Below are 19790 nucleotides of genomic sequence, written 5' to 3' on the forward strand. Positions count from 1 at the left end.
TGTATCGCGGGCGTATCGGAAATCGCATACGCCACCGCAACGGTCGTACGGCTTGAGTACCGGAACGAACCGGAGTGCAGGAATCGACCGGGAAAGAGAGCGTGAACATGGACTCGGGTACCGCACGTGGTGTCGACCGGCGGCGGCTGGTCAGATGGGGCGGGGCGGCCGCCGTCGGTGTGGTGGCGGCCGGTGGGTCGCTGGTGGGCGCCCGGGTCGGCCACGCCGACTCGACCCCCGCCGGCCCGTCCGGACACGGCCGGATCCCGCCGGACACCCGGCCCGGCGGCGCCTACGACCGGTACGTGGCGCGGCTGGCCGCCGAGGGCAGGTTCTCCGGCGTGGTGCTGCTGTCGTACCGGGGCCGGACGGTGCTGTCGCGCAGCTACGACATGGCCGACCGGGAGAGGGGGATCCGCAATCACGAGGACGTCGCGTTCAACCTCTCGTCGGGGAGCCAGCCCTTCCTGTCGGTGGCCGTCCTGCAGTTGGTGCAGCAGGGCCGGTTGACGCTGTCGGACCCGGTGGGTGCCCACCTGACGGGCTTCGCCAGGGAGATCGCCGAGCAGGTGACCATCCACCACCTGCTCACCAGCACGTCCGGGCTGGACGCCCCGATGCCGGACTGGCAACGCGTCTTCCACAGCCGGGAGGAGGCGCACGAGTACCACGAGCGGTGGGCCCGGCAGGCGACGCTGGTGGGAGTCCCCGGCGCGGGGTCCAACGGCCACCTCCCCGGCGGCGGCGTCGGTCTGGCCATGGCCGCGCAGACAGTGGAGGCCGTGTCCGGCATGACGTTCTGGGACTACGTGCACGAGCACGTCTTCCGGCGCTCCGGCATGAGCGGCTCGGCGTTCTACACCAGGGACCAGTGGCTCACCGACGAGCACATCGCGCACCCGTACATGCGGCAGGCCGACGGCAGCCTGGTGGACGCCGTCCGCAACCTGGACAAGGGCAGCCTGGACCCGCACATACGAGGCCCGAACCCGGGCCGCAGTTTCATCGGGTACGCCTCGGGGGAGGGCTTCGCCACCGCGCCGGACCTGGTGCGGTTCGCGGAAGCGCTGCGCGACGGCACGGTGCTGGACCGCCCCTACGCCGAGTTGTTCGCCGGCGCCAAGCTCCCCGGCCCAGAGCCCACGTCGTTCGGGGCGTACACGATGCCGGTCAGCATCATCAACGGCCAGTGGGTGATCGGGCGCGGCGGCGGGGCCGGGGGCATCGGCGCCAACTGGAGCATCTACCCGGACACCGGTTGGGTCGGCGTCGTCCTCAGCAACCACGACGGCGTGCCGCTGATGGACATCTGCCTGCGGGAGGCCGAGGCCGTCACCGGCGGGCCGGTCGACCCACCCGGCGGCGGGGGCGGTCGCTGAGTGGTCCGGCTCCTGGCGGGGCGATCCGATGTCGTTCGACCCGCGACGCCACCGGGCACCGCGTGTATCGCGGGCGTAAGGAAAACCGCATACGCCACCGCAACACTCCTCCGGCTTCGATGGGGGCATGAACCACAGCGCATCCCCGTCCGCGCCGTCCCGCCGCACGCGTAGGGCCGTGCTCGTCAGCCTGGCCGTCCTCGGGCTGGCGGGCACGGCGTCCGCCGTGCGGCGACCGCTCCTGATGGCCGCTCCGAGGTGCCTGGCCGGGCGGTGGCACGGCTGCTACGACACGTTCAACGGCGTGGTGCTCATGATGCTGGTGGGGCTGCCGCTGGCCGCACTGGTGGTGTGGGCCCTGGCGCACCGGCGGCGTGCCGCCGGCGTCACGTCGGCGCGGCGGAGGTCGCTGGCTGAGGTGGGCATGGCCTACGGGACGGTGCCGATGGTGTGGCTGACCCTGATGCCGGGGCCGGGGGCCGGCATCGTCCCCGGCCGGGTGAGTCTGGTCCCGTTACGGGACCTGGTCACGATGGGGCCGGTCGGGATCGGCGGCAACCTGCTGATCTTCGCGGCCCTGGGGTTCTTCGCTCCGATCCGGTTCGCGGCCCTGGCGTCCGTGCCGCGGATCCTGGCGCTCGGGGCGGGCTGCTCGATGCTGGTCGAAACCGCGCAGTACGTGCTGCGGCTGGACCGGGTGTCCTCGGTGGACGACGTACTGGTCAACGCCACCGGCGCCGGGCTGGCCGCGCTGGCGTCGCGCCGCTGGTGGGCCACCACGAGGTCATAGGGTTCCGGCATGCGCGTACTGATCGTGGAGGACGAGCCCTACCTGGCCGAAGCCGTCCGTGACGGTCTGCGGCTGGAGGCGATCGCCGCCGACGTCGCCGGCGACGGCGACACCGCCCTGGAAATGCTCGGCGTCAACTCCTACGACCTCGCGGTCCTCGACCGCGACATCCCCGGCCCCTCCGGCGACGAGGTCGCCCGGCGCATCGTCGCCTCCGGCAGCGGCATCCCGATCCTCATGCTCACCGCTGCCGACCGGATCGACGACAAGGCCTCCGGGTTCGCGCTCGGCGCCGACGACTACCTCACCAAGCCGTTCGACCTGCGGGAACTCGTCCTGCGGCTGAGGGCGCTCGACCGCAGACGGGGGTACGCCCGGCCGCCGGTCCGCGAGATCGCGGGCCTGCGGCTCGACCCCTTCCGCCGGGAGGTCTTCCGCGACGGACGCTACGTCGCGCTCACCCGCAAGCAGTTCGCCGTGCTGGAGGTCCTCGTCGCCGCCGAGGGCGGGGTCGTCAGCGCCGAAGAGCTGTTGGAACGGGGCTGGGACGAGAACGCCAACCCCTTCACCAACGCGGTGCGCATCACCGTCTCCGCGCTGCGCAAACGGCTCGGCGAACCCTGGATCATCGCCACGGTGCCCGGCGTCGGCTACCGGATCGAGGCGGCACCCGGCACCGGGCCCACGGGAGGGGACCGTGGATAGGGAGCCCGGTCTGAGCGCCCGCCTCAAACTGACCCTGAGCTATGCGGGGTTCGTCATGCTGGCCGGTGGCTTGCTCCTCGTCACCGTGTGGGTGTTCCTGCTGCGGTACGTACCCGAGGTGGTCGACAACCCCCGGATGCCCGCACCGGGTGGTTCCCGTCTACCCGTCCCCGTGATGTTCGTACCGAACCGCTTCGACCTGCTCCGCGCCTTCGCCCCGAGAGCAGCCGTGGTGCTGGCCTTCCTGCTGGTGTTCGGCCTCCTGGGCGGATGGATCCTCGCCGGCCGGATGCTCGCGCCGCTGACCCGCATCACGGACGCCACCCGCGTGGCCGCGGACGGATCACTGTCCCACCGGATTCGTCTGGAGGGCCGCCAGGACGAGTTCCGGGAACTGGCCGACGCGTTCGACTCGATGCTCGAACGACTCGAGTCCCACGTCGCCGAGCAGCGGAGGTTCGCCGCGAACGCCTCCCACGAACTGCGCACTCCGCTCGCGATCTCGCGGACGCTCCTCGACGTCGCCCGCAAGGACCCCACCCACGTGCGGGGCGAACTCATCGAACGACTGCACCGCGTCAACCAGCGGGCGATCGACCTCACCGAGGCCCTCCTGCTGCTCAGCCGGGGCGGCCGCGGAAACGTCACCCGCGAGATCGTCGACCTCTCGCTCGTCGCCGAGGAAGCCGCCGAGACGCTGCTTCCCCTCGCCGAACGGCGTCGGACGACGCTGGACGTCACCGGCGGGGCGGCCCGCACCAGCGGCTCGGCCGAACTCCTGCTGCGGATGGTGACGAACCTCGTCCAGAACGCCATCGTCCACAACCTCCCCGCCGGCGGCACCGTGACCGTCCACACCGCCACCGACGGTGACACGAGCGTGCTGCGGATCGAGAACACCGGCCGCCGGCTCCCACCCGACCTGGTACCGACCCTCGTCGAGCCCTTCCAGCGCGGGACGGAACGCGTACGCACCGACGAACACGCCGGCGTCGGTCTCGGCCTGGCCATCGTGCACAGCATCGTCCGTGGCCACGACGGGACCCTCGACCTCGTCCCCGGGCCCGACGGCGGTCTCGTCGTCACGGTCCGGCTTCCCGGCGGGTCCGGGGACGCGGGTGGACACCCTCCCGAGCCTGACGGCCTCAGCAGGGATCGATGTAGTAGATGGGGTCCCAGTCGACGCGCACCGGATCAGGGTCCGGATTGAGGACCACCTGGATGACCCGGTTCTGGTTCAGCAGAAGGGCTCTGGCGTTGCCGGTCTGGGCGTTCTTGGCGGACCCGTCGCCGATGAAGTTGGTCAGCGATCGTTCGTTGCAGTAGTAGAGGTAGAAGACCGTGTGCCGACCGTCACCCTCACCGGCGGCAACGCAGAGTCGCCCGCTCGGGCAGAGATCGATGAGGAGGTTCCGGTCGTCCGTGTCCACGTGCGCGAACCGGCGCTCCTCGCGGTCGGTGTACAAGGGGCTGATGATCGGTGTCCAGGCCGTCGCTCCGACGTCGGTCGTGCGCGAGGCCGTCCCGCGTGTTCCCGTGGCCTGTGCCGCGGGGGCGGCCGTCGGGAACACCGAGATCAGCACGGTCAGGGCGGCGACAACGGCCAGCGCACGAGACCGCGACCGTGGGGTTCTGTTCGTGCGTCCGCTCGATGGACGTCTCCATGCTCGTGGCATTTCGGGTCCCTTCCTCTCCGAATCGGCGTCCGGTGCCGGCAGGCCGGCGAACGCCTCCCTGCCCGCTCTGGCAAGTATGCAATACTCGCCGATGTGAAGGCCCTGATCTACGTTCGACAGTCGCAGGATCGGTCCGGCGAAGAGCTTGGCATCGCCCGCCAACTCGCGGACGCCCGCCAACTCGCCAAGCTGCGCGGATGGGAGGTGATCCGTGAGCTGCCGGAGAACGACACCAGTGCATCGGGCAAGCGGCAGCGGCCCCAGTTCGAAGCTGTCCTAGCCGCCATCGAGGCGCAAGAAGTCGGGGCCGTCATCGCGTGGGACATGACCCGGCTGAGCCGGAACCGGCGCGATACGGTCCGTCTACTGGAGGCCGGAGAGCGCGCGAAGATCACCCTCGCTTTCGTTCGTGGCACGGACCTCGACCTGTCGACCCCGGCCGGCGGACTCATCGCCGACATCCTCGCCGGCGTGGCGCGCAACGAGATCGCGGTGAAGTCCGACCGGCAGCGGCGGGCCGCGCTGCAAGCCGCGGAGCAGGGACGATGGGTAGGTGGCCGCCGGCCTTTCGGATACGAGGCCGATGGGTGCACGATCCGTGAGGCAGAGGCGGCGGCCCTCCGCGACGCCTACGCGGCCGTGCTCACCGGGGTATCACTCGGCGGCGTCGCCCGCGACTGGAACACCCGCGGCCTCCACACGCCCCAGGGCAAGCGCGACGGGAGCCCGTCGCTCTGGACGTCACAGACCGTCCGTCCGACCCTGCTGAACCCTCGGTACGCCGGTCTGCGCGCCCGTGGGCGCGGTAAGAGCCAGCAGGTGATGGCCGCCGCCGAGTGGCAGGCAATCGTGCCCGAGTCGACCTGGCGGGCCGCCGTCGCGGTGATCGCCGACCCTGCACGTGCCAACCCGCCGCGTGGCGGTCGGTCCCTGCTCACCGGCCTCGCCTTCTGCGGCGTCTGCGGTGAGGACACCCCGGCCACCGTGCACGCCGGCGCGGCGCCGAGCCGGAAGGGCCGAGAGGGCTACCGGACGTACCGGTGCCGAGCCGCGTACGGACACGTCGGGCGGGCCGCCGAGCCGGTCGACGAGTTCGTCACCGCCGTTGCCCTGGAGCGTCTCAGTCGGCCGGACGCCCGGGACCTCCTGATCGACCGCGACCGAGCCGACGTTGAGCAGCTCCGCACCGAAGCAATTGCCCTGCGCGGTCGACGAAAGGCGCTGCTCGGCTTGGTCGAAGACGGCACCTACACCGACGCTGAGATACGCGACCGGGCGGGCCGACTCGCCGAGAAGATCGCGGCGGTAGAGGCGAAGCTGGCCGACGCCGGACGAGTCGACATCCTCGGCCCGCTCATCGACGCCGACGACATCCGCGCAGCCTGGGATGCCCTTGATGTCGAACGGCAGCGCGCCGTGATCGACACGCTCATGACCGTTCGCCTGCACCCTCCTGGGCGCGGTACACGAACGTTCCGACCGGAAACGGTCGAGATCGAATGGAAGCACTGACCCACAACTGAACGCGCCCCCGGCGAGGCGACTGCAACGCCTGCCGGGGACGACTTGATCCGCTCCGCTCCCACAGAAAGCGAGCAGACCCATGCAGGATCCTAGGCCCTGCCGTGCCCGCGCATCAGCCGGCCCGGCCCTTCCGAGCAGGCGGCAGGAAACCCCGCCGCCGCGCCTCAGCAATCCACCGGTGCACGGTGGCCACCGGTACCTCGCTCCGCTCCGCGATCACCGCAGCGGGCTTGCCCGAGCTGGCCACCGCAGCCACGTACGCGGCAGCCACCAGGCGGTAGAAGCCATCCGGGTTCGTGCCGTCCGGCCTGGTCAGCTTCGGCATCTCCTCCGTGCTGAACGGCGCGAGCTGCTCGAAGTACTCGCGCTTGCGCTCGTGCAGCGCCGTCCGCGTCGGGTCGGCCTTCTGGTCCCCGTCGTCCCGCTGGGCGAGCCACTCCAGAGCCTCAGGGGTGTTGACCGCGCTCTCAATCCAGCCGATCGGGACCGCCTTCAACTTCCCGGCAGTGACCCCCGGCGACCAGGGGTCGGAGCTGATGACCAGGTCAACGATGATCCGGCGGCCCTCCCACTCCTTCGTCTTGGCGATCACGACGAACTTCTCGTCACCGTCGCTCAGGCCGTTCACACGCACCCAGCCCTGCGAGCCGAACTCCACCCAACGCATGCCGGCCAGCATCGCACCGCGCGACTTCACCGCGCAAGCACCGACGCACACCCGCGTAAGCGAGCCGGCTTGCGCACACCCCCCTGGACGTGCTTATCTACCTCCGAAGATCAGCGCGGCTTACTCGGTCAAGCCGCGCATCCCCTCGGAGGTACGGAAGTGGCGACCACGGACAACCGGCTCTACACCATCGACGAGGTTTGCGACCTCTTCCGGTGCGGCAAGAGCACCATCTACAAGCTGATGGACTCCGGCGAACTCCGGTCAGTGAAGATCGGCGCGCTGAGGCGCATCCCCGTCAAGGCCGCCGACGAGTACCTGGCCCGGCAGATGGGCGAGGCGGTGACCGTCGATGCTGCCTGACCACCCGCACGCCGACTACATCCGCCGCCTGGTCGACGCCGCTCCGCCGCTCAGCGAAGGGCAGCGGTCCCGGCTCGCCACCATCCTCCGACCGGTCGCCGACCGCCCGGCGCCCCGGCAGCGGACCGCGCCGGCCGCCCGCGAGCAGGGAGCGGCCGCCGCATGAGCATCACGCAAAACGGCCGCCTCGCGGTGAACGAGGCGGCCGGCGAACAGGTTGACGAGACCTACGACGGGGGTACGACCCTCGACGCTGCGTTGGCCATGGTCGACCGAGGTTGCTACATCTTCCCCGTCGACCACCCCGAACTGCCCAAGTGCGTCGGAGTGCGCACGCCCGACCACGACCCCGACGCCTGCACCAAACGGGGCAAGCACCCGGCCGTGGGGAAGTGGTCGATCGAGTCCACCGCGAAGGTCGTCGACATCGCCGCGCACTTCGCCGGCACCCTCCGCAACTACGGCATCGACTGCCGCGCCTCGCACCTGCTCGTCATCGACGAAGACACACCCGGCGCGTTCCAGCGGTACGCCGACGAGCACGGCCACACGATCCCCCGCACCTTCACCGTGGCCACCGGCCGGGCGGGCGGGGGCCGGCACCTGTACTTCCGGGCCCCCCGAGGCAGCAAGCTCGGCACCGCCCGCGGTGCACTGCCCGCCGGGGTGGACGTACGCGGGGTGGGCGGCTACGTCGTCGGGCCCGGCAGCGTCCACCAGTCCGGCGCGGTCTACGCCCCCGAGGACCCGGCCGCGCCGTTCGCCGAGCTGCCCGGGTGGCTGGCCGACGCGCTCACCGTGAAGGCCGCGCCGCCGCTGTCGGCCGTCGCCGCCGAACCCCTCGCCGGCCCGCTGCCGCGCCGGGTCGCCGAGCTGCTCGACGCGGACCCCGGGGACCGGTCGGAACGGTTCCACCGGATCGTGCGGGAGCTCGCCGAGGCCGGACTCACCCAGGGCCAGGCCGTCACCGTCCTCACGCCCTGGTGCGAGCGGCACAGCAAGTACGTCGGCCGGGTCGCCGCCGAGGTCGCCCGGTCGTGGGGCAAGCCCGGTCGCAACACGGCCACGGGCGCCGAGCGGCCGGCAACCGGCGGGGCCGCCGACGACCTTTCTGACGCGCGGATGGCCGAAACCATCAGCACCGGAGTGCTCGGCGACCGGTTCTGCTGGACCGCCGCCCTCGGCTGGATGGAGTGGGACGGCCAGGTGTGGAGGCGCAGCAACGAAGCCGCCGTCGTCGAGGTCGTCCGGCAGTACGTGCTCGACCTGTTCAGCCGCGAAGTGCAGGCCGGAGCCGCCGGCGAGCGGCGCAAGATGCTATCCGGGCTGCTCGGCCGGGGCCGCATCGGTGCCATCGCCTCACTGGCCAAGGGCATTCTCCTCCAGGACGCGGCCAGCTTCGATCAGCACCCCGACCTGCTCAACACGCCCTCGGGTGTGGTCAACCTCCGCACCAAGCAGCTCATGCCGCACGACCCGGCACTGCTGCTCACGAAGATGACCGCCGTCGCCTACCGGCCCAACGCCGTGCACCCCGACTGGACGACCGCGCTACAGGCCATCCCTGGCGACGTGCGCGACTGGTACCAGGTGCGCGTCGGGCAGGGCATCACCGGCCACATGACGCCCGACGACGTGCTGGTCGTCAACCAGGGCGGCGGGGAGAACGGCAAGACCACCGTCCTCGGAACCGCGAGCAAGGTCCTTGGCAGCTACTACGTGCTCGTGTCCGACCGGGTGCTGCTGGCCGACGCGGGGGCGCACCCGACCGAACTGATGGAGCTGCGTGGCGCACGGCTGGCGCTGGTCGAGGAGACGCCCGAGGCGCGGCGGCTGTCCGTCGGCCGGCTCAAGAAGGTCGTCGGCACGCCGGAGATCGAGGCCAGGTACATCCGGCAGGACTCGGTCACGTTCACGGCCACGCACAGCCTGTTCCTGTCGACGAACTACCGGCCGGTGGTGGAAGAAACCGACCACGGGACGTGGCGGCGGCTGGCGCTGGTCCGGTTCCCGTACCGCTTCGTCAAGCGCGAGGCGGACCTCACCGGGCCCGACGACCGGCTCGGCGACCCGACGTTGCGTGAGCGGCTGATGGCCAGCGAGCAGGCCCGTGAGGCTGCCCTCGCATGGATGGTCGAGGGTGCCCACCGCTGGTATCAGGCGGGGCGGGTGATGCCGGAGCAGCCGCCGCGGGTCGTGGAGGCAACCCGCGCGTGGCGGGCCGAATCCGACCTGGTGCTGGCCTACGTCGACGATCGCCTGGTGGCCGACCGCGACAGCCACGTCATCTCCACAGAGCTGCTGGCCGACTTCAACGAGTGGTTGACCGCCCGGGGCCACCGCGCATGGGCGGACAAGATGTTCACCAGCCGCTTCGGAGAGCACGACGAGTTGGCCAAACACCGCGTCGAGAAGCGGCAGATGCGGGACCGGACAGGGCTCTCACGCCGTCCCACGGAGACGTTCAACCTCAACAGCGCAGCGATACCAGCCCGCTACACGGCGTGGTTGGGCATTCGGTTCGCCACCGAGACGGATCGAGCCGCTGACCTGGACGAAAGCGGCGACGGCGACCCGGTGGCAAGGGTGGCAAGGCAAGTTCCGGTGAACAGAGATTCCTATACGCGCGAGAGTTCACCAGACTCTGCCTTGCCACCCTTGCCAAATCAGCGGGCATCGATCGAGCGCGAGGCGGGGTCGGTCCCGCTGTGGCCCGAGGAACCGCCCGCCTGCCCCGACTGCGGCTGGCCGTACGACGCCGCCGCCCACTACCAGAACTGCGAGGCAACCCGATGACCACCTACCAGCCCAACGACGACCACGGCGCCCAGCACATCGCCTACACCACCCCCGACAGCGGCACCCTCATCACCTGGCCCGTCGTCGGCTGGGGCAACCCCGGCGAGGGATGGGGCCACCTCACCCCCGTCATCGACACCCCCGACGGCCCCCAGGCGCTCCCGTTCGATCCCGACCGGCGGTTCGCCTACGGGCCCACCGACGACGACGCCGCGTGGAACCTCCGGCAGCTCACCCAGGCCGGCACCGCCCACCCCAGGGTGAACGAACCGTTCACCCCCTCCCACCAGGCCCCGGCCGACATCGATCCGGCGCTGCTCGACTTCGACGACGCGAACGCCGACGTCATCGCCTGCCTCGCCGCCATGCACCGCGGGGACCACCGGGGCGCCGCCGCTGTGCTCGCCTCCACCAACGTGGCCCGCCTCGCCTACCCGCTGCTTCACCTTGTCGCCGCCCTCGGCCCCGCCGCCGTAGGTGCGGAGGCGTGGGCCGAGGCACTCACCGCGTGGCAGCCCGGCCAGTCCCTCGGCGAAGGGCTGGCCCGGTGAACCCCGCCCTGGCCCTCGAAGCGCTGATGCTGCACCCCCGCTACGCCGAGTTGGCCGCGTACCTTCGGGCCCACGCCCCGGTACACGTCGTCGACCAGGTCGACGCGGCCAGCGTCGACGCCCACCGGCTGATGACCGACACCGCGCGGACTGTGTTCGGGGAGAGCAACGCTTGCGGCCTCGACGCCGCTGACGTGCCCGGATGGCTGCGCCTGCCGCTGCTCGACACCGTCACCGCATGGATCGGCGGCCGGGCGTCGACGTGCCGGCACCAACCCGACCCGCACCGGCCGCGCCCGGTGGTGGCCGCCGCGTGGAAACCCGGCCTCATCGTCTGCCACGCCTGCACCTACCTGACCGCCCTGCCTCGCGGCAGCGACCGGGACCGCACCTGCGACGCCTGCGGAAGGGTGTGCGCCGGCGTCGAGCACGGCGACGGCATCCACCCGGGCATGGTGCAGCTCGGTCCGCTCGTCTACCAGTACGGCGTGTGCGGCGACTGCAAGCCGATCACCGCCGACCCCGGCCCGCTCAGCGCCACGCAGACGGCCGAACAGGACCGGCCGAGGGGTACGGGAAGGGCCCGCCCACGCGGTCGACGTGGACGCGGCCGGGGCAAAGGGCCCCGCCGGTGAACGGGCGCCCTCTCAGACGACTTCGTGCCGTGACGGTCACGAAGGTGGCGGAAGCCCGGAGCCGCACCGGGCCACCCGCCGAACACGATGCGGCACAAGGAGAAGACATGGACACCATCACCACCCCCGGCGGTTGGGGTGCCAGCTACGACCGCATGTCCCCGGCCCTGCGCGCCCGGTGCGACGCCGACAACCGCGACTACCTGCGAGAACTCGCCGCCGACAACCAGCGGCGCCGTGCCGTCGCCGGCACCGCCGAGGAACAGGCCATCCGCGCGGCGATGCTGCTGGCCGAGCAGCAGGGCGCGGTCGTGAACCCGGCCGAGGTGTGGCGCACCGGCGGTGCCGCGGTCGGCCGCACCAAGGCCGAGGCGCTGTCGTACTACTCGGCCGTGCAGGACCTCGAGGACACCCGGGCGCGTAGGCAGGAGGAGGAGGCGCGGGCCGAGGCCCAGCGGTACCACGCCGCCCTCCAGGACGTGCAGGACCCGCGTTCCGGGCGCACCAAGGCCGAGGCCCTGCGCTACTTCTCGGCCGTGCAGGACCTCGAGGACACCCGCCGCGGGCGCGAGATCCTCACCGCCGACGCCCCCGACGTCCCCGCGCCCGCGCGGTACGACACGAGCTGGGTGCAGCAGGCCAAGGCCCGGCGCGACGCACGCACCGGACGCGCCCGGTGAACGGCCGCTGACCCCCATGCCCGGCGTCAACGTCACCGCTGCTGCGTCAACGCTTGCGCAGGTCAGTGGATCGATGGTCGGTGAGCGGGTCAATTCCATCGCGCGCGATGAACCGACCAGCGCCGAACCTCACCGTGCGTCACCATCCCCCTGGTGACGCACGGTGAGGGGGATGGGGTCGACACGCAAGACCAGTCGGCCTCCGGACCCCCGGGGCCAGGCTTTCGGGTGCGGCTGTGGTCTGAATCGAACGAGAGTCCGATTGGAGTCTGCTCGTGGCAGTAACAGACAGTAACCAAACCACTGAGGGTGACATCGCCCTGCCGCCCCCTGGCACCCGGGAGTCAGGGCTGAGGCTGTGGCGGTCGGTGCTCGACGTGTACGAGCTGGAGCAACACGAGGTGGCGTTGCTGCGGGAGATGGTCCGTACCGTCGACCTGCTCGACGACCTGGCGGCGATCGTCGCCGCCGAGGGGACGATGGTTCCCGGTCCGGGCCTGACTCAGCGGGTGCACCCGGCGATCGTGGAGGCCCGGCAGATGCGGATCGCTCTGTCGCGGCTGTCGGCGTCGCTGCGTCTGCCGGCGGGTGAGGAAGGCGACCAGCCGGCGCACCTGCGGCGTCCACAGCGTCGTGGTGCCGCCCGGGGCGCGTACGGCATTCGGGGTGTGGCGTGAGGCGCCGCGGTGACGGCGAACGGCCGGTGATGCCGGCGTGGCTGCTCGCCCAGGGCGTGCCGGCGGCCGACACCCGGGCGTGGTGCGCGCAGAACGGCTACCGGGTGCTCGACGTGCTGTTCGCCCGCCGTGACGCGCACCGGGCCCGCTGGGGCGTCGATGCGGCGGCGTGAGCGGCCCGTTCCGCTGGGCGACGGGCCGCCGCCGACGCTGGTGCGGTTCCGGTACGCCGACTGGGCGGACGAGTCGGAGCAGCAGCCGCCGCATCACGCGGGTGAGTCGTGGCCGTCGTGGCGGCACATCCGGGCGTTCCGCCGGCACCTGCACGCCCGCCGCCGCTGGTGCGCCGAGACAGGCCGCAGCTACGTCGAGACGTTCCGCCCCGAGTGGTCGCGGTGGACCGATCACGAGAGCGCGGAGCGGCATCCGTAGCCCTGCCACAACAACGGCCCGCCAGGATCGTCCCTGGCGGGCCGTTCGCTGCGTCTGTGAGTCAGCGGGTGCCGTTGTGGTGGGCGACCCTGATGCGGTTCCAGACGCGGCGGCCGAGCCGCAACCGCCGGCCGGTGGCCTTGCACCAGCGGCAGGGGCGGGAGATCCGGGTGTTGCCCTTCGGGGTGTGGTGGGCTTTGCCGTCGCACACCCAGCAGCGGGCGAACGGCCACACGGCGCACGACACGGCGTAGCCGAGGGCGGCGAGGGTGCCGATTGCGATAGCGGTCAACGTGGCCTGCATGTGCCCTCCTGGGGCGGGTTTCGGGGGTTGGTGGGTTGGTGGGGCTAGCCGCGTTTCCGCTGGCCAGCGGGGCTAGCGGTGGGGCTATCGCTAGCCCCTGCCGGGTGCTAGCGCGATTCGAGTTCGGCGGCCTTGATCCGGGCGTCGAGGGCCGCCAGGCGGACGCCCTTGCGGGTGGTGGCCTTGCCGTCGATGCGGCGTCCGATGTCGGCGGTGGGCACCCCGGCGGCGGCCATCCGAGCGCCGAAAATCTCGACGGTCAGGTCCCCGTACACCTCGGGGTCGAGGTGCCGTAGCCGCGGCACGATCAGCTCCGACCACAGGGCCGGCTCACTGCCGTCCCACACCCGACGGACGTCGTCGAGCAGGTTCCGGGCGTGCACGCGGACCGGACCCGGCTCGGGGCGGACACCGGAGCGCAGCGCCAGGGCACGAGCGCAGACGGCGGCGGCCTGGTCGTCGTCGACGAGCGCGGCGCGGACGGTTTCGTAGCCGGCGGTGAACCCGGCGCGGACCATCCAACCGGAGTCCTCACCGGGCACGAACGCCGTCGGCCGGGCCCCGGTGCGGTACGCCGACGTGCCGAGGATCATGTCCGTTTCCGGCTGCGCCGGGACCGCGAGGGCGGCCCGGTTGGTGATCAGGCTGGAAATCGCTTTCGGCAAGGAGTCCTTGTCGAAGCGTTGGGTGGCGACGATGACGTGAATGCCGAGGGCGCGGGCCCGTTTGATGGTGGACAGCAGCATCGGCGCACCCGGCCCCTTGATGCCGTGCTTCGACGACATGAACTCCTGTACCTCGTCGAACATCGCCACCACCGGGCGGAGCCGTTCGTCATGTTCGGCCATGGCCCGGTTGACCTTCTTCACGCTGTTCATGCCGGCGCGGGCGTACTTGGCGACCAGGGGGCCGCGTTCCTCGCACAGCCCGTACAGCCATTCGATGATGTCCAACGTGCGGGCGATGGACCGTTCGTCTGCGCCGCACACGTACATGCCGGGCGGGCACAGCTGTTCGAAGCAGTCGTAGTCACCGGAGCCTTTGAGCTCGCTGATGACGGGGATGACCAGCGGATCGAGCACCGCACCCAGCAGCACGTTGCGGGCGGCGAGGGACTTGCCGGAGCCGGGCACCCCACCGAACAGGCTGTTCCGTTCGGCCAGTGACCAGGTGACGGGGCGGAGCCGCACGTCGGCCCCGTAGGGGAACGGCTCGAAGTAGTCGGTGGTGCCCTCCTCCAGCAGCGGCCACGGCGGTTGCCGCATCGCGCTGACCGGCTTGTCGGACACGTAGATTTCCAGCATGCCGGGGTGCTCGCCGCGCACCGGGTCGGGCCACACCTGGTCGACGGGAAGCCGGAACCCGGCGGCGAGCCGGTCACGGCGGTCGATGACGTCGGTGGCCACCACCCCGGCCGGCAGCGAGATCACGGCCACGTGGCCACGTCCGGCGGGGTCGCGGGCAATCTCGCGGGGGAACGTCACCGCGGCGGGGTCCTTGATGCCGGCCCCACACGCGACGAGGGCGGCGCGGGTCAGGTCGGCGGTGAGCCGCACGTACGTCCCGCCCAACGTGACCCGGTCGACGATCGGCTTGTCGGCGGGCCGTCCCATCCATCCGGCGAGTAGGAACAGCGCGCCGACGATCACCCACCGCCCGCCGGGCGCGAAGTACGCGAACGTCACGCCGGACACTGCGACCGCGAAGGCGAGGGTGATCACGACCGGCCACCGCCACGAGCTGTGCCGCATGCGCCGCTCGTCGAGGGCCAACCAGGTTTGCGGGTCGTTGCGGTTGGCGGCCTGCTGCCGAAGGTGCCAGTTCCCTTCCTCGGCGCTGGCCCACCGCACGGGCAGGTATAGGGCCCGCCACAGACCGCGCGGGGCGTACATGGCGGCCCGGCCGGCGTACAGCGGCAGGCGGACGGCGTGGAACCCGGACGCGTGCACGGCCAGGCGGGCGGTGTCGACGACCAGGCCGACCCACCCGGCGCGGGACCGCAACGCCGCCGGCAGGATGGGCCGCACGTCGCGGCGGCTGGTGATGTCCGCGAACGTCGTCGAGGTGACGGGCGGGTCAACGGGACCGCCTTCCCGGGTGGCCTCGATCGCCACCGTCTCCCGGTCGTCGCGCTGCTGGGGGATCTGCTGGGTCATGATGGTTGCTCCTCGTTGCTGGGGATGCGGGGCCCGGCCGTAGCTGTGCCGGCTGGCCGGGCCCCGCGCGATGTGCTACTTGTCGCTGGCCTTGCAGCAGCGGCACGTCTTACCGCCGTCGAGGGGGGCGCACGCGCACCCGCACGACAGGCAGCCGCGGCCGGGGATGCCGCCAGACTGGGAGTGCATGCAGCCGCAGCGTCCGCACCGGTGCGCCATCAGCGGCGCCCCTTCTTCCGGCCGTCGGTGTGGCAGATGGCGACCGCGCCGTGGCCGATGGCGGACGCGCCGCCCTTGACGTTGACGCTGCCGATGTTGATGTCCCCGCCGGTGGCGGTGGAGCCGTCGAACGACAGGTGCCCGTCCTTGCAGGTGGCCAGGGTGCCCGTCGCGTCGGTGGACACGCTGCGGAACTTCGTGGTTCCGCACCTCTCGCAGCTCGTGATGGCCATGGCCATCTCCTTTCGTATCGGTCCGGCTCTGGCCGGCTCCGCGTGCCACCGGCAGTGATGGGTGCCGGTGGCCACGGAGGACGGTCAGCTCTGGTCGGTGGTGACGGGGTGGTCGGGGCAGCCGACCTGGTTGCCGGCGGCGGTCCACCCGGCGCGGCGGAGCTGCCGGTCGGCGACCGACCGGATCCGGGATCCGGACGCGCCGTCGTCCTGGGCGCACCGGCCGCAGGTGTCGCAGTGTCCGTGCATGTGCTGGCTGCTGACGGCGCTCATCGGGTCTCCTCACGGACGAGGTGGCCCAAGGCGGCACCCATGCCGAGCACCACCACGGGCAGGCAGGCGACGACGGTGGTGATCTGCCACGGGGCGGCACCGGTGTCCGGCCTGGTGAGCAGGTGGTAGGTGATTTGCGCGCCGCCGCCCAGGGTGAGCGCGATCAGCGCGGACGTCATGGCGAACCGCTTGGCGCGGCCGGTGGTCCGCCCGGACAGCCACACGTACAGGGCGTACCCGGCGTAGGTTTCCATGCCGATCGGCAGGGTGATCGCCGTGTCCAGGGTGGCCAGCGGTTCGCCATTGTCCCGGGTGAACCCGGGCAGCAGGTCCACCGGGCCGAACCCGGTGAGCTTGCCCAGCTCCACCCACCCGGCCCACACCGCGACGAACGCGGGCAGCATCAGCAGCCACACCGGCCACACCGGGAGCGGCCGAGCGGTCCGGCTCGTGATCTTCGTACCCGGGTGTCCGACCGTCTCCACCTGCTCGATCGGCTCAGCGGCGGATTCCGTTTCGGTGACCTCCGGAGCGTGGTCGGTGTCGATACGTACCCGGGTGTCCGGGGCGGTCTGGACGGCGGTCTGCGGCGGCTGCGGGGTGGCCGGGGCGTCGTCGTCGAGGGGGATGTCGACCGCGTCCGTACCCGGCTCGCCCACCGGGGCGTACCCGGGTACGTCGCCGGTCGGGTCCGCCCCGGTCGGTCCGGGGCGGTCCGGGTGGATGCCGAACCCGGTCAGCCGGCCCGCCTGCTTGGCCTCCTCCAGCCTCCCGTGGATGTCCTCCCGCGCCCGCTCGTGGTACTCCGCGGGCGACTCCGGGCCGATCGGCTCCGCGTAGTCCCACGGGTCCACCGGCGGCTCCTCGGCGGTCGACTCGCCGAGGTCGACCGGGAGACCAGCGGCGCGACGCTGGCGGGCCACCTCCGCCAGGCTGGCCAACAGGCCCGCGCGGTCGACGTCGATGCCGAACGCCTCCGCGAGCTGCTCGGCGGTTGGCGTCGCTCCCCGCCGGTCGGCCAGGTCGACGGCCGCGCGCACCATCTCCAGGCCGTCGAGCCCGGGAAGGTGCGGCAGCGGCTCCCGCTCGGCGGGCCGCTCGTCCGGCGGCGTGTAGTCGAACTTCTCGGCCAGCCGGCGGCGCAGGTGCTCCTCGTACTCCTGGGTGCCGATCTCCTGGGCCTTCTCCTCGATGAGCCGGGTACGTAGCTCGTCGGCCTTCGGCGCACCGATCCGGAATTCCCGCATCAGCCGGTTCCGCGACGGCACGTCGCCCAGCTCGTCGGCCAGCTTCCGGGCTGCCGGCAGCAGGTCCTCCACCGGCTGCGGGTAGCGGGTGCCGTTGATCGTCGGGGCGGTCACCGGGCCACCACCTTCACCGGTCGGGGCGCGGTGGGGGTGTCCACACCGTGTACGCCCTCGTCGACCTGGTCGACGACCTCGAGGCCGAAGTGCTCGCGGATCGCGGCGGCGGACTGGTTGGCGTGCCGCTCGCACAGGGCCACCGCCACGGCCACCGGACCGCCGATGGCGACCGGGCCGCCGAGCAGGATCAACAGAAGCGGGTTCATGCCGCACCCCCCGCCACCTCGACGGCCACCGCACGCAGCGCCATCGTCAGCCGCGACAGGGCCCGGAACTGGCGGGCCGCCGCCCGGTCCGCCCGGTCGCACTCCGGCGTGCCCGGGTCGGACAGGCCCTGGTCCATGCACGACAGGCCGTACCGGGCCGCCATGTCCATCACCGCCCGCTCCAGGCGGGCCGCCCGGGTCAACGCGTCCAGGTGCGTCAGGGTGCCGCCCAGGACCGCCGCCCGGTACGGCGACAGGATCAGCGCCACGTCGGGGTCCGCCGGCGCCGGGTCGGACTGCTGGGGCCACTGCTCGACCAGAACCACCGGCCGTCCGGGAGTCTTCTCCATCAGGTCAACGGTGAGCCCGTCGCCAAGGTCCAGCGGGGCACCCGCGGCGCCCATCGTCGGGTTGTTGTTCATCGGGTCACCGCCGGCCGCTCGGCGTCGGCCGGGGCCGGCACGTCGCAGTAGGAGACGACCCGCGTGTGCCCCCCGGTCACCGGGTGGTTCCATCCCGCCGACTGGTACGGCTGGAACCACCGGCCGCCGCTGCCGTCCAGCGGGCGGTCGACGAGGGCGGGGCGGGGCAGGCCGAGCCAGGCCGCCCACCGGTCGACGGTGTCGGTGTCGTCGTCGCCGCACTGGAGGGTGAGGCCAGCGGGCAGCGGCCCGTCGTGAGCGGCGACCCGCACGTACAGCGGGACGGGCAAGCCGGCGGCGATGCCGGCGGCGGCCAGGTCGAACGCCTTCCGGCGCGGGTCGGTGGTCGTGTCGTTCATCGGGTCCACTCCTGGGAGATCGGGACGCACATGCCGCCGGCGCCGAGCTGGTCGCCGCACGGGTACGTCACGTGGTTGTGGTGGAAAGCGAGCCCGGCCAGAACGGCGCAGATCAGCACCGTCCGCTTCACCAGGCGGTCGATTCGGGCACCCACGACGGGCACCTCCTCACGCGAGGGGTGGAGAACAAGGGGGAGAGGGGAGCCCGGGGTGGGGGTGTCACTACTGATGACACCCCCACCGGGCAGGGGTACGCGGTGAGCGCGTACCCGTCAGGCGGTGACGGTGCCGACGTAGACCAAGCTGGCGGTGAACACCGCCGCCATGACCGCGCCGCCCAGCTCGTCGACGAGCCGGCGCGCGGCCACCTCGGCGGACCGGTCGTCGGCCGCGGTGACGGTGCGGGACGTCATGAGGACGTCGTCGGCGGTGAACACGTCCACCCGGTAGGCGGTGCCGGCCGGCGCGGACTGCCCGGTGGTGCGGGCACGGGCCGCCCGGACACCGGCCAGGATCGACAGGGCGAACGCCTCCGCCTCGTCGAGGTCCAGGTCGACGCCGTACGCGTCCGTGTCGCCGGTCGTCACGTAGACGGTCGTGTCGTCGAACCCGCCCGGCAGCTCCGGAGACTCCGTCTGCTGGATCATCGCCATCAACCGGCGGTACTGGCCGATGTGGCAGCCGTCGCGCACCTGGTCCTCGAACAGCTTCCGGGAGTGCCCCAGCTCGGCCGGGCCGCCGCACACGCACTGGCCGTCGCACCACGCCACCGAGCAGACAGCGGTGACCGGACGGCCGAACCAGTCGACGGACGGGGCCGGCTTGCGCTCCCACCCGCGCACCAGGTTCAGCGCGCCCTCCTGCCAGCAGATCAGGTCCAGCAGGGCGTCGAACGCCTCATCGGCGGGACGGCCCACCCGGGCGGCAATCTCGTCGGCGGTCAGATCGGTGGTGTTCATCAGCGTCTCCACCCGGCGGCCCAGGTCGAGCACGTCGGACGACGGCGGGGCGGGCTGAGTGGCCAGGAACGCGGAGACGGCGTCGTTGACCTCGTCGGCGGTGGCGTCGAGGCGGGCGGCGAGCTGCGCGTCGCTCAGCGGGGCCGGGCTGGTGCGGATCAGGTCCCACGCCCGGCGGCCCAGCTCGACGGCCAGGGACGTGCTCCGGGAGCGGTACGCCAGGTTCAGCGGGGAGAACTGCTCGACGGCCGGACGCTGACCGGGGATCGTCGGGGCGTCGATGAGGCTGTCCGTCGAGCGGACGGGACGGACAGCAGAGATGGTCATGACCAGGCCCTATCTGTGGAGGGTGGAACGACCGTCGCCAGTTGTAGTCCGGCGGTCGGTCGCGCTGTCCAGTTCCGCCCTGACTATAGG

At 71.9% G+C, this 19790-nt stretch carries 26 protein-coding genes; 14 read left to right on the forward strand and 12 right to left on the reverse strand.

The genetic code is table 11. The features are described 5' to 3' along the window. Positions 1–107 precede the first annotated feature (107 nt). From GA0074694_RS20575 to GA0074694_RS20590, 4 genes are all read left to right on the forward strand, one after another. A complete protein-coding gene (locus GA0074694_RS20575; protein ID WP_091460891.1) occupies positions 108–1379 on the forward strand; it encodes a serine hydrolase domain-containing protein in 1272 nt (423 codons plus the stop codon). Positions 1380–1506: 127 nt separating this feature from the next. Continuing rightward, complete coding sequence (locus GA0074694_RS20580; protein ID WP_091460893.1) at positions 1507–2169, forward strand: VanZ family protein; 663 nt, start codon at positions 1507–1509, stop codon at positions 2167–2169. A 9-nt stretch (positions 2170–2178) separates the two neighbouring features. Then, positions 2179–2874: a response regulator transcription factor gene (locus GA0074694_RS20585; RefSeq protein ID WP_091460896.1), complete on the forward strand. Its 696-nt coding sequence runs from the start codon at positions 2179–2181 to the stop codon at positions 2872–2874. Beyond that, entirely contained in the window at positions 2867–4084 is a 1218-nt protein-coding gene (locus tag GA0074694_RS20590; RefSeq protein WP_091460899.1) for a sensor histidine kinase, read from the forward strand. The genes GA0074694_RS20585 and GA0074694_RS20590 overlap by 8 nt, the downstream gene beginning before the upstream one ends. Here the strand turns inward: GA0074694_RS20590 and GA0074694_RS31835 are convergent. Beyond that, on the reverse strand, positions 4020–4730 hold the full coding sequence (locus tag GA0074694_RS31835; RefSeq protein WP_176737954.1) for a hypothetical protein: 711 nt from the start codon (positions 4728–4730) through the stop codon (positions 4020–4022). The genes GA0074694_RS20590 and GA0074694_RS31835 overlap by 65 nt on opposite strands. On the opposite strand from GA0074694_RS31835, the gene GA0074694_RS20595 reads away from it, so the two are divergent. Beyond that, complete coding sequence (locus tag GA0074694_RS20595; RefSeq protein WP_176738041.1) at positions 4644–6062, forward strand: recombinase family protein; 1419 nt, start codon at positions 4644–4646, stop codon at positions 6060–6062. The two genes, GA0074694_RS31835 and GA0074694_RS20595, sit on opposite strands and share 87 nt — an antisense overlap. Positions 6063–6186: 124 nt before the next feature. On the opposite strand, the gene GA0074694_RS31840 is transcribed toward GA0074694_RS20595, so the two are convergent. Next, positions 6187–6771 carry a hypothetical protein gene (locus tag GA0074694_RS31840; protein WP_176738042.1) on the reverse strand — a complete coding sequence of 195 codons (585 nt, stop codon included), beginning with the start codon at positions 6769–6771 and terminating at the stop codon, positions 6187–6189. Between the two features lie 129 nt (positions 6772–6900). Here GA0074694_RS31840 and GA0074694_RS31845 point away from each other — a divergent pair, with 129 nt between their 5' ends. From GA0074694_RS31845 to GA0074694_RS20630, 9 genes are all read left to right on the forward strand, one after another. After that, positions 6901–7104, forward strand: a complete 204-nt coding sequence (locus tag GA0074694_RS31845; protein ID WP_176738043.1) for a helix-turn-helix domain-containing protein — start codon at positions 6901–6903, stop codon at positions 7102–7104. Next, positions 7094–7270 (forward strand): hypothetical protein, encoded by a 177-nt coding sequence (locus GA0074694_RS31850; protein ID WP_176737955.1) that lies wholly within the window; start codon positions 7094–7096, stop codon positions 7268–7270. The genes GA0074694_RS31845 and GA0074694_RS31850 overlap by 11 nt, the downstream gene beginning before the upstream one ends. After that, positions 7267–9900 carry a phage/plasmid primase, P4 family gene (locus GA0074694_RS20605; protein WP_091460905.1) on the forward strand — a complete coding sequence of 878 codons (2634 nt, stop codon included), beginning with the start codon at positions 7267–7269 and terminating at the stop codon, positions 9898–9900. Before GA0074694_RS31850 ends, GA0074694_RS20605 begins: the two co-directional genes overlap by 4 nt. Further along, positions 9897–10454 carry a hypothetical protein gene (locus GA0074694_RS20610; protein WP_091460908.1) on the forward strand — a complete coding sequence of 186 codons (558 nt, stop codon included), beginning with the start codon at positions 9897–9899 and terminating at the stop codon, positions 10452–10454. The genes GA0074694_RS20605 and GA0074694_RS20610 overlap by 4 nt, the downstream gene beginning before the upstream one ends. Then, positions 10451–11089: a hypothetical protein gene (locus GA0074694_RS20615; RefSeq protein ID WP_091460910.1), complete on the forward strand. Its 639-nt coding sequence runs from the start codon at positions 10451–10453 to the stop codon at positions 11087–11089. Before GA0074694_RS20610 ends, GA0074694_RS20615 begins: the two co-directional genes overlap by 4 nt. Before the next feature lie 107 nt (positions 11090–11196). Beyond that, positions 11197–11769, forward strand: coding sequence for a hypothetical protein (locus GA0074694_RS20620; protein WP_091458395.1), 573 nt, complete (start codon positions 11197–11199; stop codon positions 11767–11769). Positions 11770–12044: 275 nt separating this feature from the next. Further along, positions 12045–12446 carry a hypothetical protein gene (locus tag GA0074694_RS20625; protein ID WP_218105690.1) on the forward strand — a complete coding sequence of 134 codons (402 nt, stop codon included), beginning with the start codon at positions 12045–12047 and terminating at the stop codon, positions 12444–12446. Beyond that, positions 12443–12619, forward strand: coding sequence for a hypothetical protein (locus GA0074694_RS31855; RefSeq protein WP_176737908.1), 177 nt, complete (start codon positions 12443–12445; stop codon positions 12617–12619). Before GA0074694_RS20625 ends, GA0074694_RS31855 begins: the two co-directional genes overlap by 4 nt. Next, positions 12606–12878 carry a hypothetical protein gene (locus GA0074694_RS20630; protein WP_091458392.1) on the forward strand — a complete coding sequence of 91 codons (273 nt, stop codon included), beginning with the start codon at positions 12606–12608 and terminating at the stop codon, positions 12876–12878. The genes GA0074694_RS31855 and GA0074694_RS20630 overlap by 14 nt, the downstream gene beginning before the upstream one ends. 61 nt (positions 12879–12939) lie before the next feature. Here the strand turns inward: GA0074694_RS20630 and GA0074694_RS20635 are convergent, their stop codons facing one another. From GA0074694_RS20635 to GA0074694_RS20675, 10 genes are all read right to left on the reverse strand, one after another. Continuing rightward, positions 12940–13182, reverse strand: coding sequence for a hypothetical protein (locus GA0074694_RS20635; RefSeq protein ID WP_091458390.1), 243 nt, complete (start codon positions 13180–13182; stop codon positions 12940–12942). A gap of 107 nt (positions 13183–13289) precedes the next feature. Further along, positions 13290–15338, reverse strand: coding sequence for an FtsK/SpoIIIE domain-containing protein (locus GA0074694_RS20640; RefSeq protein ID WP_091458388.1), 2049 nt, complete (start codon positions 15336–15338; stop codon positions 13290–13292). A gap of 218 nt (positions 15339–15556) precedes the next feature. Continuing rightward, positions 15557–15790, reverse strand: coding sequence for a hypothetical protein (locus tag GA0074694_RS20645; RefSeq protein WP_141714118.1), 234 nt, complete (start codon positions 15788–15790; stop codon positions 15557–15559). Between the two features lie 84 nt (positions 15791–15874). Beyond that, a complete protein-coding gene (locus GA0074694_RS20650) occupies positions 15875–16063 on the reverse strand; it encodes a hypothetical protein (protein WP_091458384.1) in 189 nt (62 codons plus the stop codon). After that, entirely contained in the window at positions 16060–17424 is a 1365-nt protein-coding gene (locus tag GA0074694_RS34275) for an ABC transporter permease (protein ID WP_425413599.1), read from the reverse strand. The genes GA0074694_RS20650 and GA0074694_RS34275 overlap by 4 nt, the downstream gene beginning before the upstream one ends. Then, a complete protein-coding gene (locus tag GA0074694_RS31860) occupies positions 17421–17633 on the reverse strand; it encodes a hypothetical protein (protein ID WP_091458382.1) in 213 nt (70 codons plus the stop codon). Before GA0074694_RS31860 ends, GA0074694_RS34275 begins: the two co-directional genes overlap by 4 nt. Continuing rightward, the gene (locus GA0074694_RS20665) at positions 17630–18055 is read right to left on the reverse strand and encodes a hypothetical protein (RefSeq protein ID WP_091458381.1); all 426 of its coding nucleotides are present in this window, start codon (positions 18053–18055) and stop codon (positions 17630–17632) included. The genes GA0074694_RS31860 and GA0074694_RS20665 overlap by 4 nt, the downstream gene beginning before the upstream one ends. Beyond that, a complete protein-coding gene (locus GA0074694_RS20670) occupies positions 18052–18414 on the reverse strand; it encodes a hypothetical protein (RefSeq protein ID WP_091458380.1) in 363 nt (120 codons plus the stop codon). The genes GA0074694_RS20665 and GA0074694_RS20670 overlap by 4 nt, the downstream gene beginning before the upstream one ends. After that, positions 18411–18569: a hypothetical protein gene (locus GA0074694_RS31865; RefSeq protein ID WP_176737907.1), complete on the reverse strand. Its 159-nt coding sequence runs from the start codon at positions 18567–18569 to the stop codon at positions 18411–18413. The genes GA0074694_RS20670 and GA0074694_RS31865 overlap by 4 nt, the downstream gene beginning before the upstream one ends. A 117-nt stretch (positions 18570–18686) precedes the next feature. Next, on the reverse strand, positions 18687–19700 hold the full coding sequence (locus GA0074694_RS20675) for a hypothetical protein (protein ID WP_091458378.1): 1014 nt from the start codon (positions 19698–19700) through the stop codon (positions 18687–18689). Positions 19701–19790: the final 90 nt, after the last annotated feature.

The organism is Micromonospora inyonensis, from assembly GCF_900091415.1.
Classification (GTDB): domain Bacteria; phylum Actinomycetota; class Actinomycetes; order Mycobacteriales; family Micromonosporaceae; genus Micromonospora; species Micromonospora inyonensis.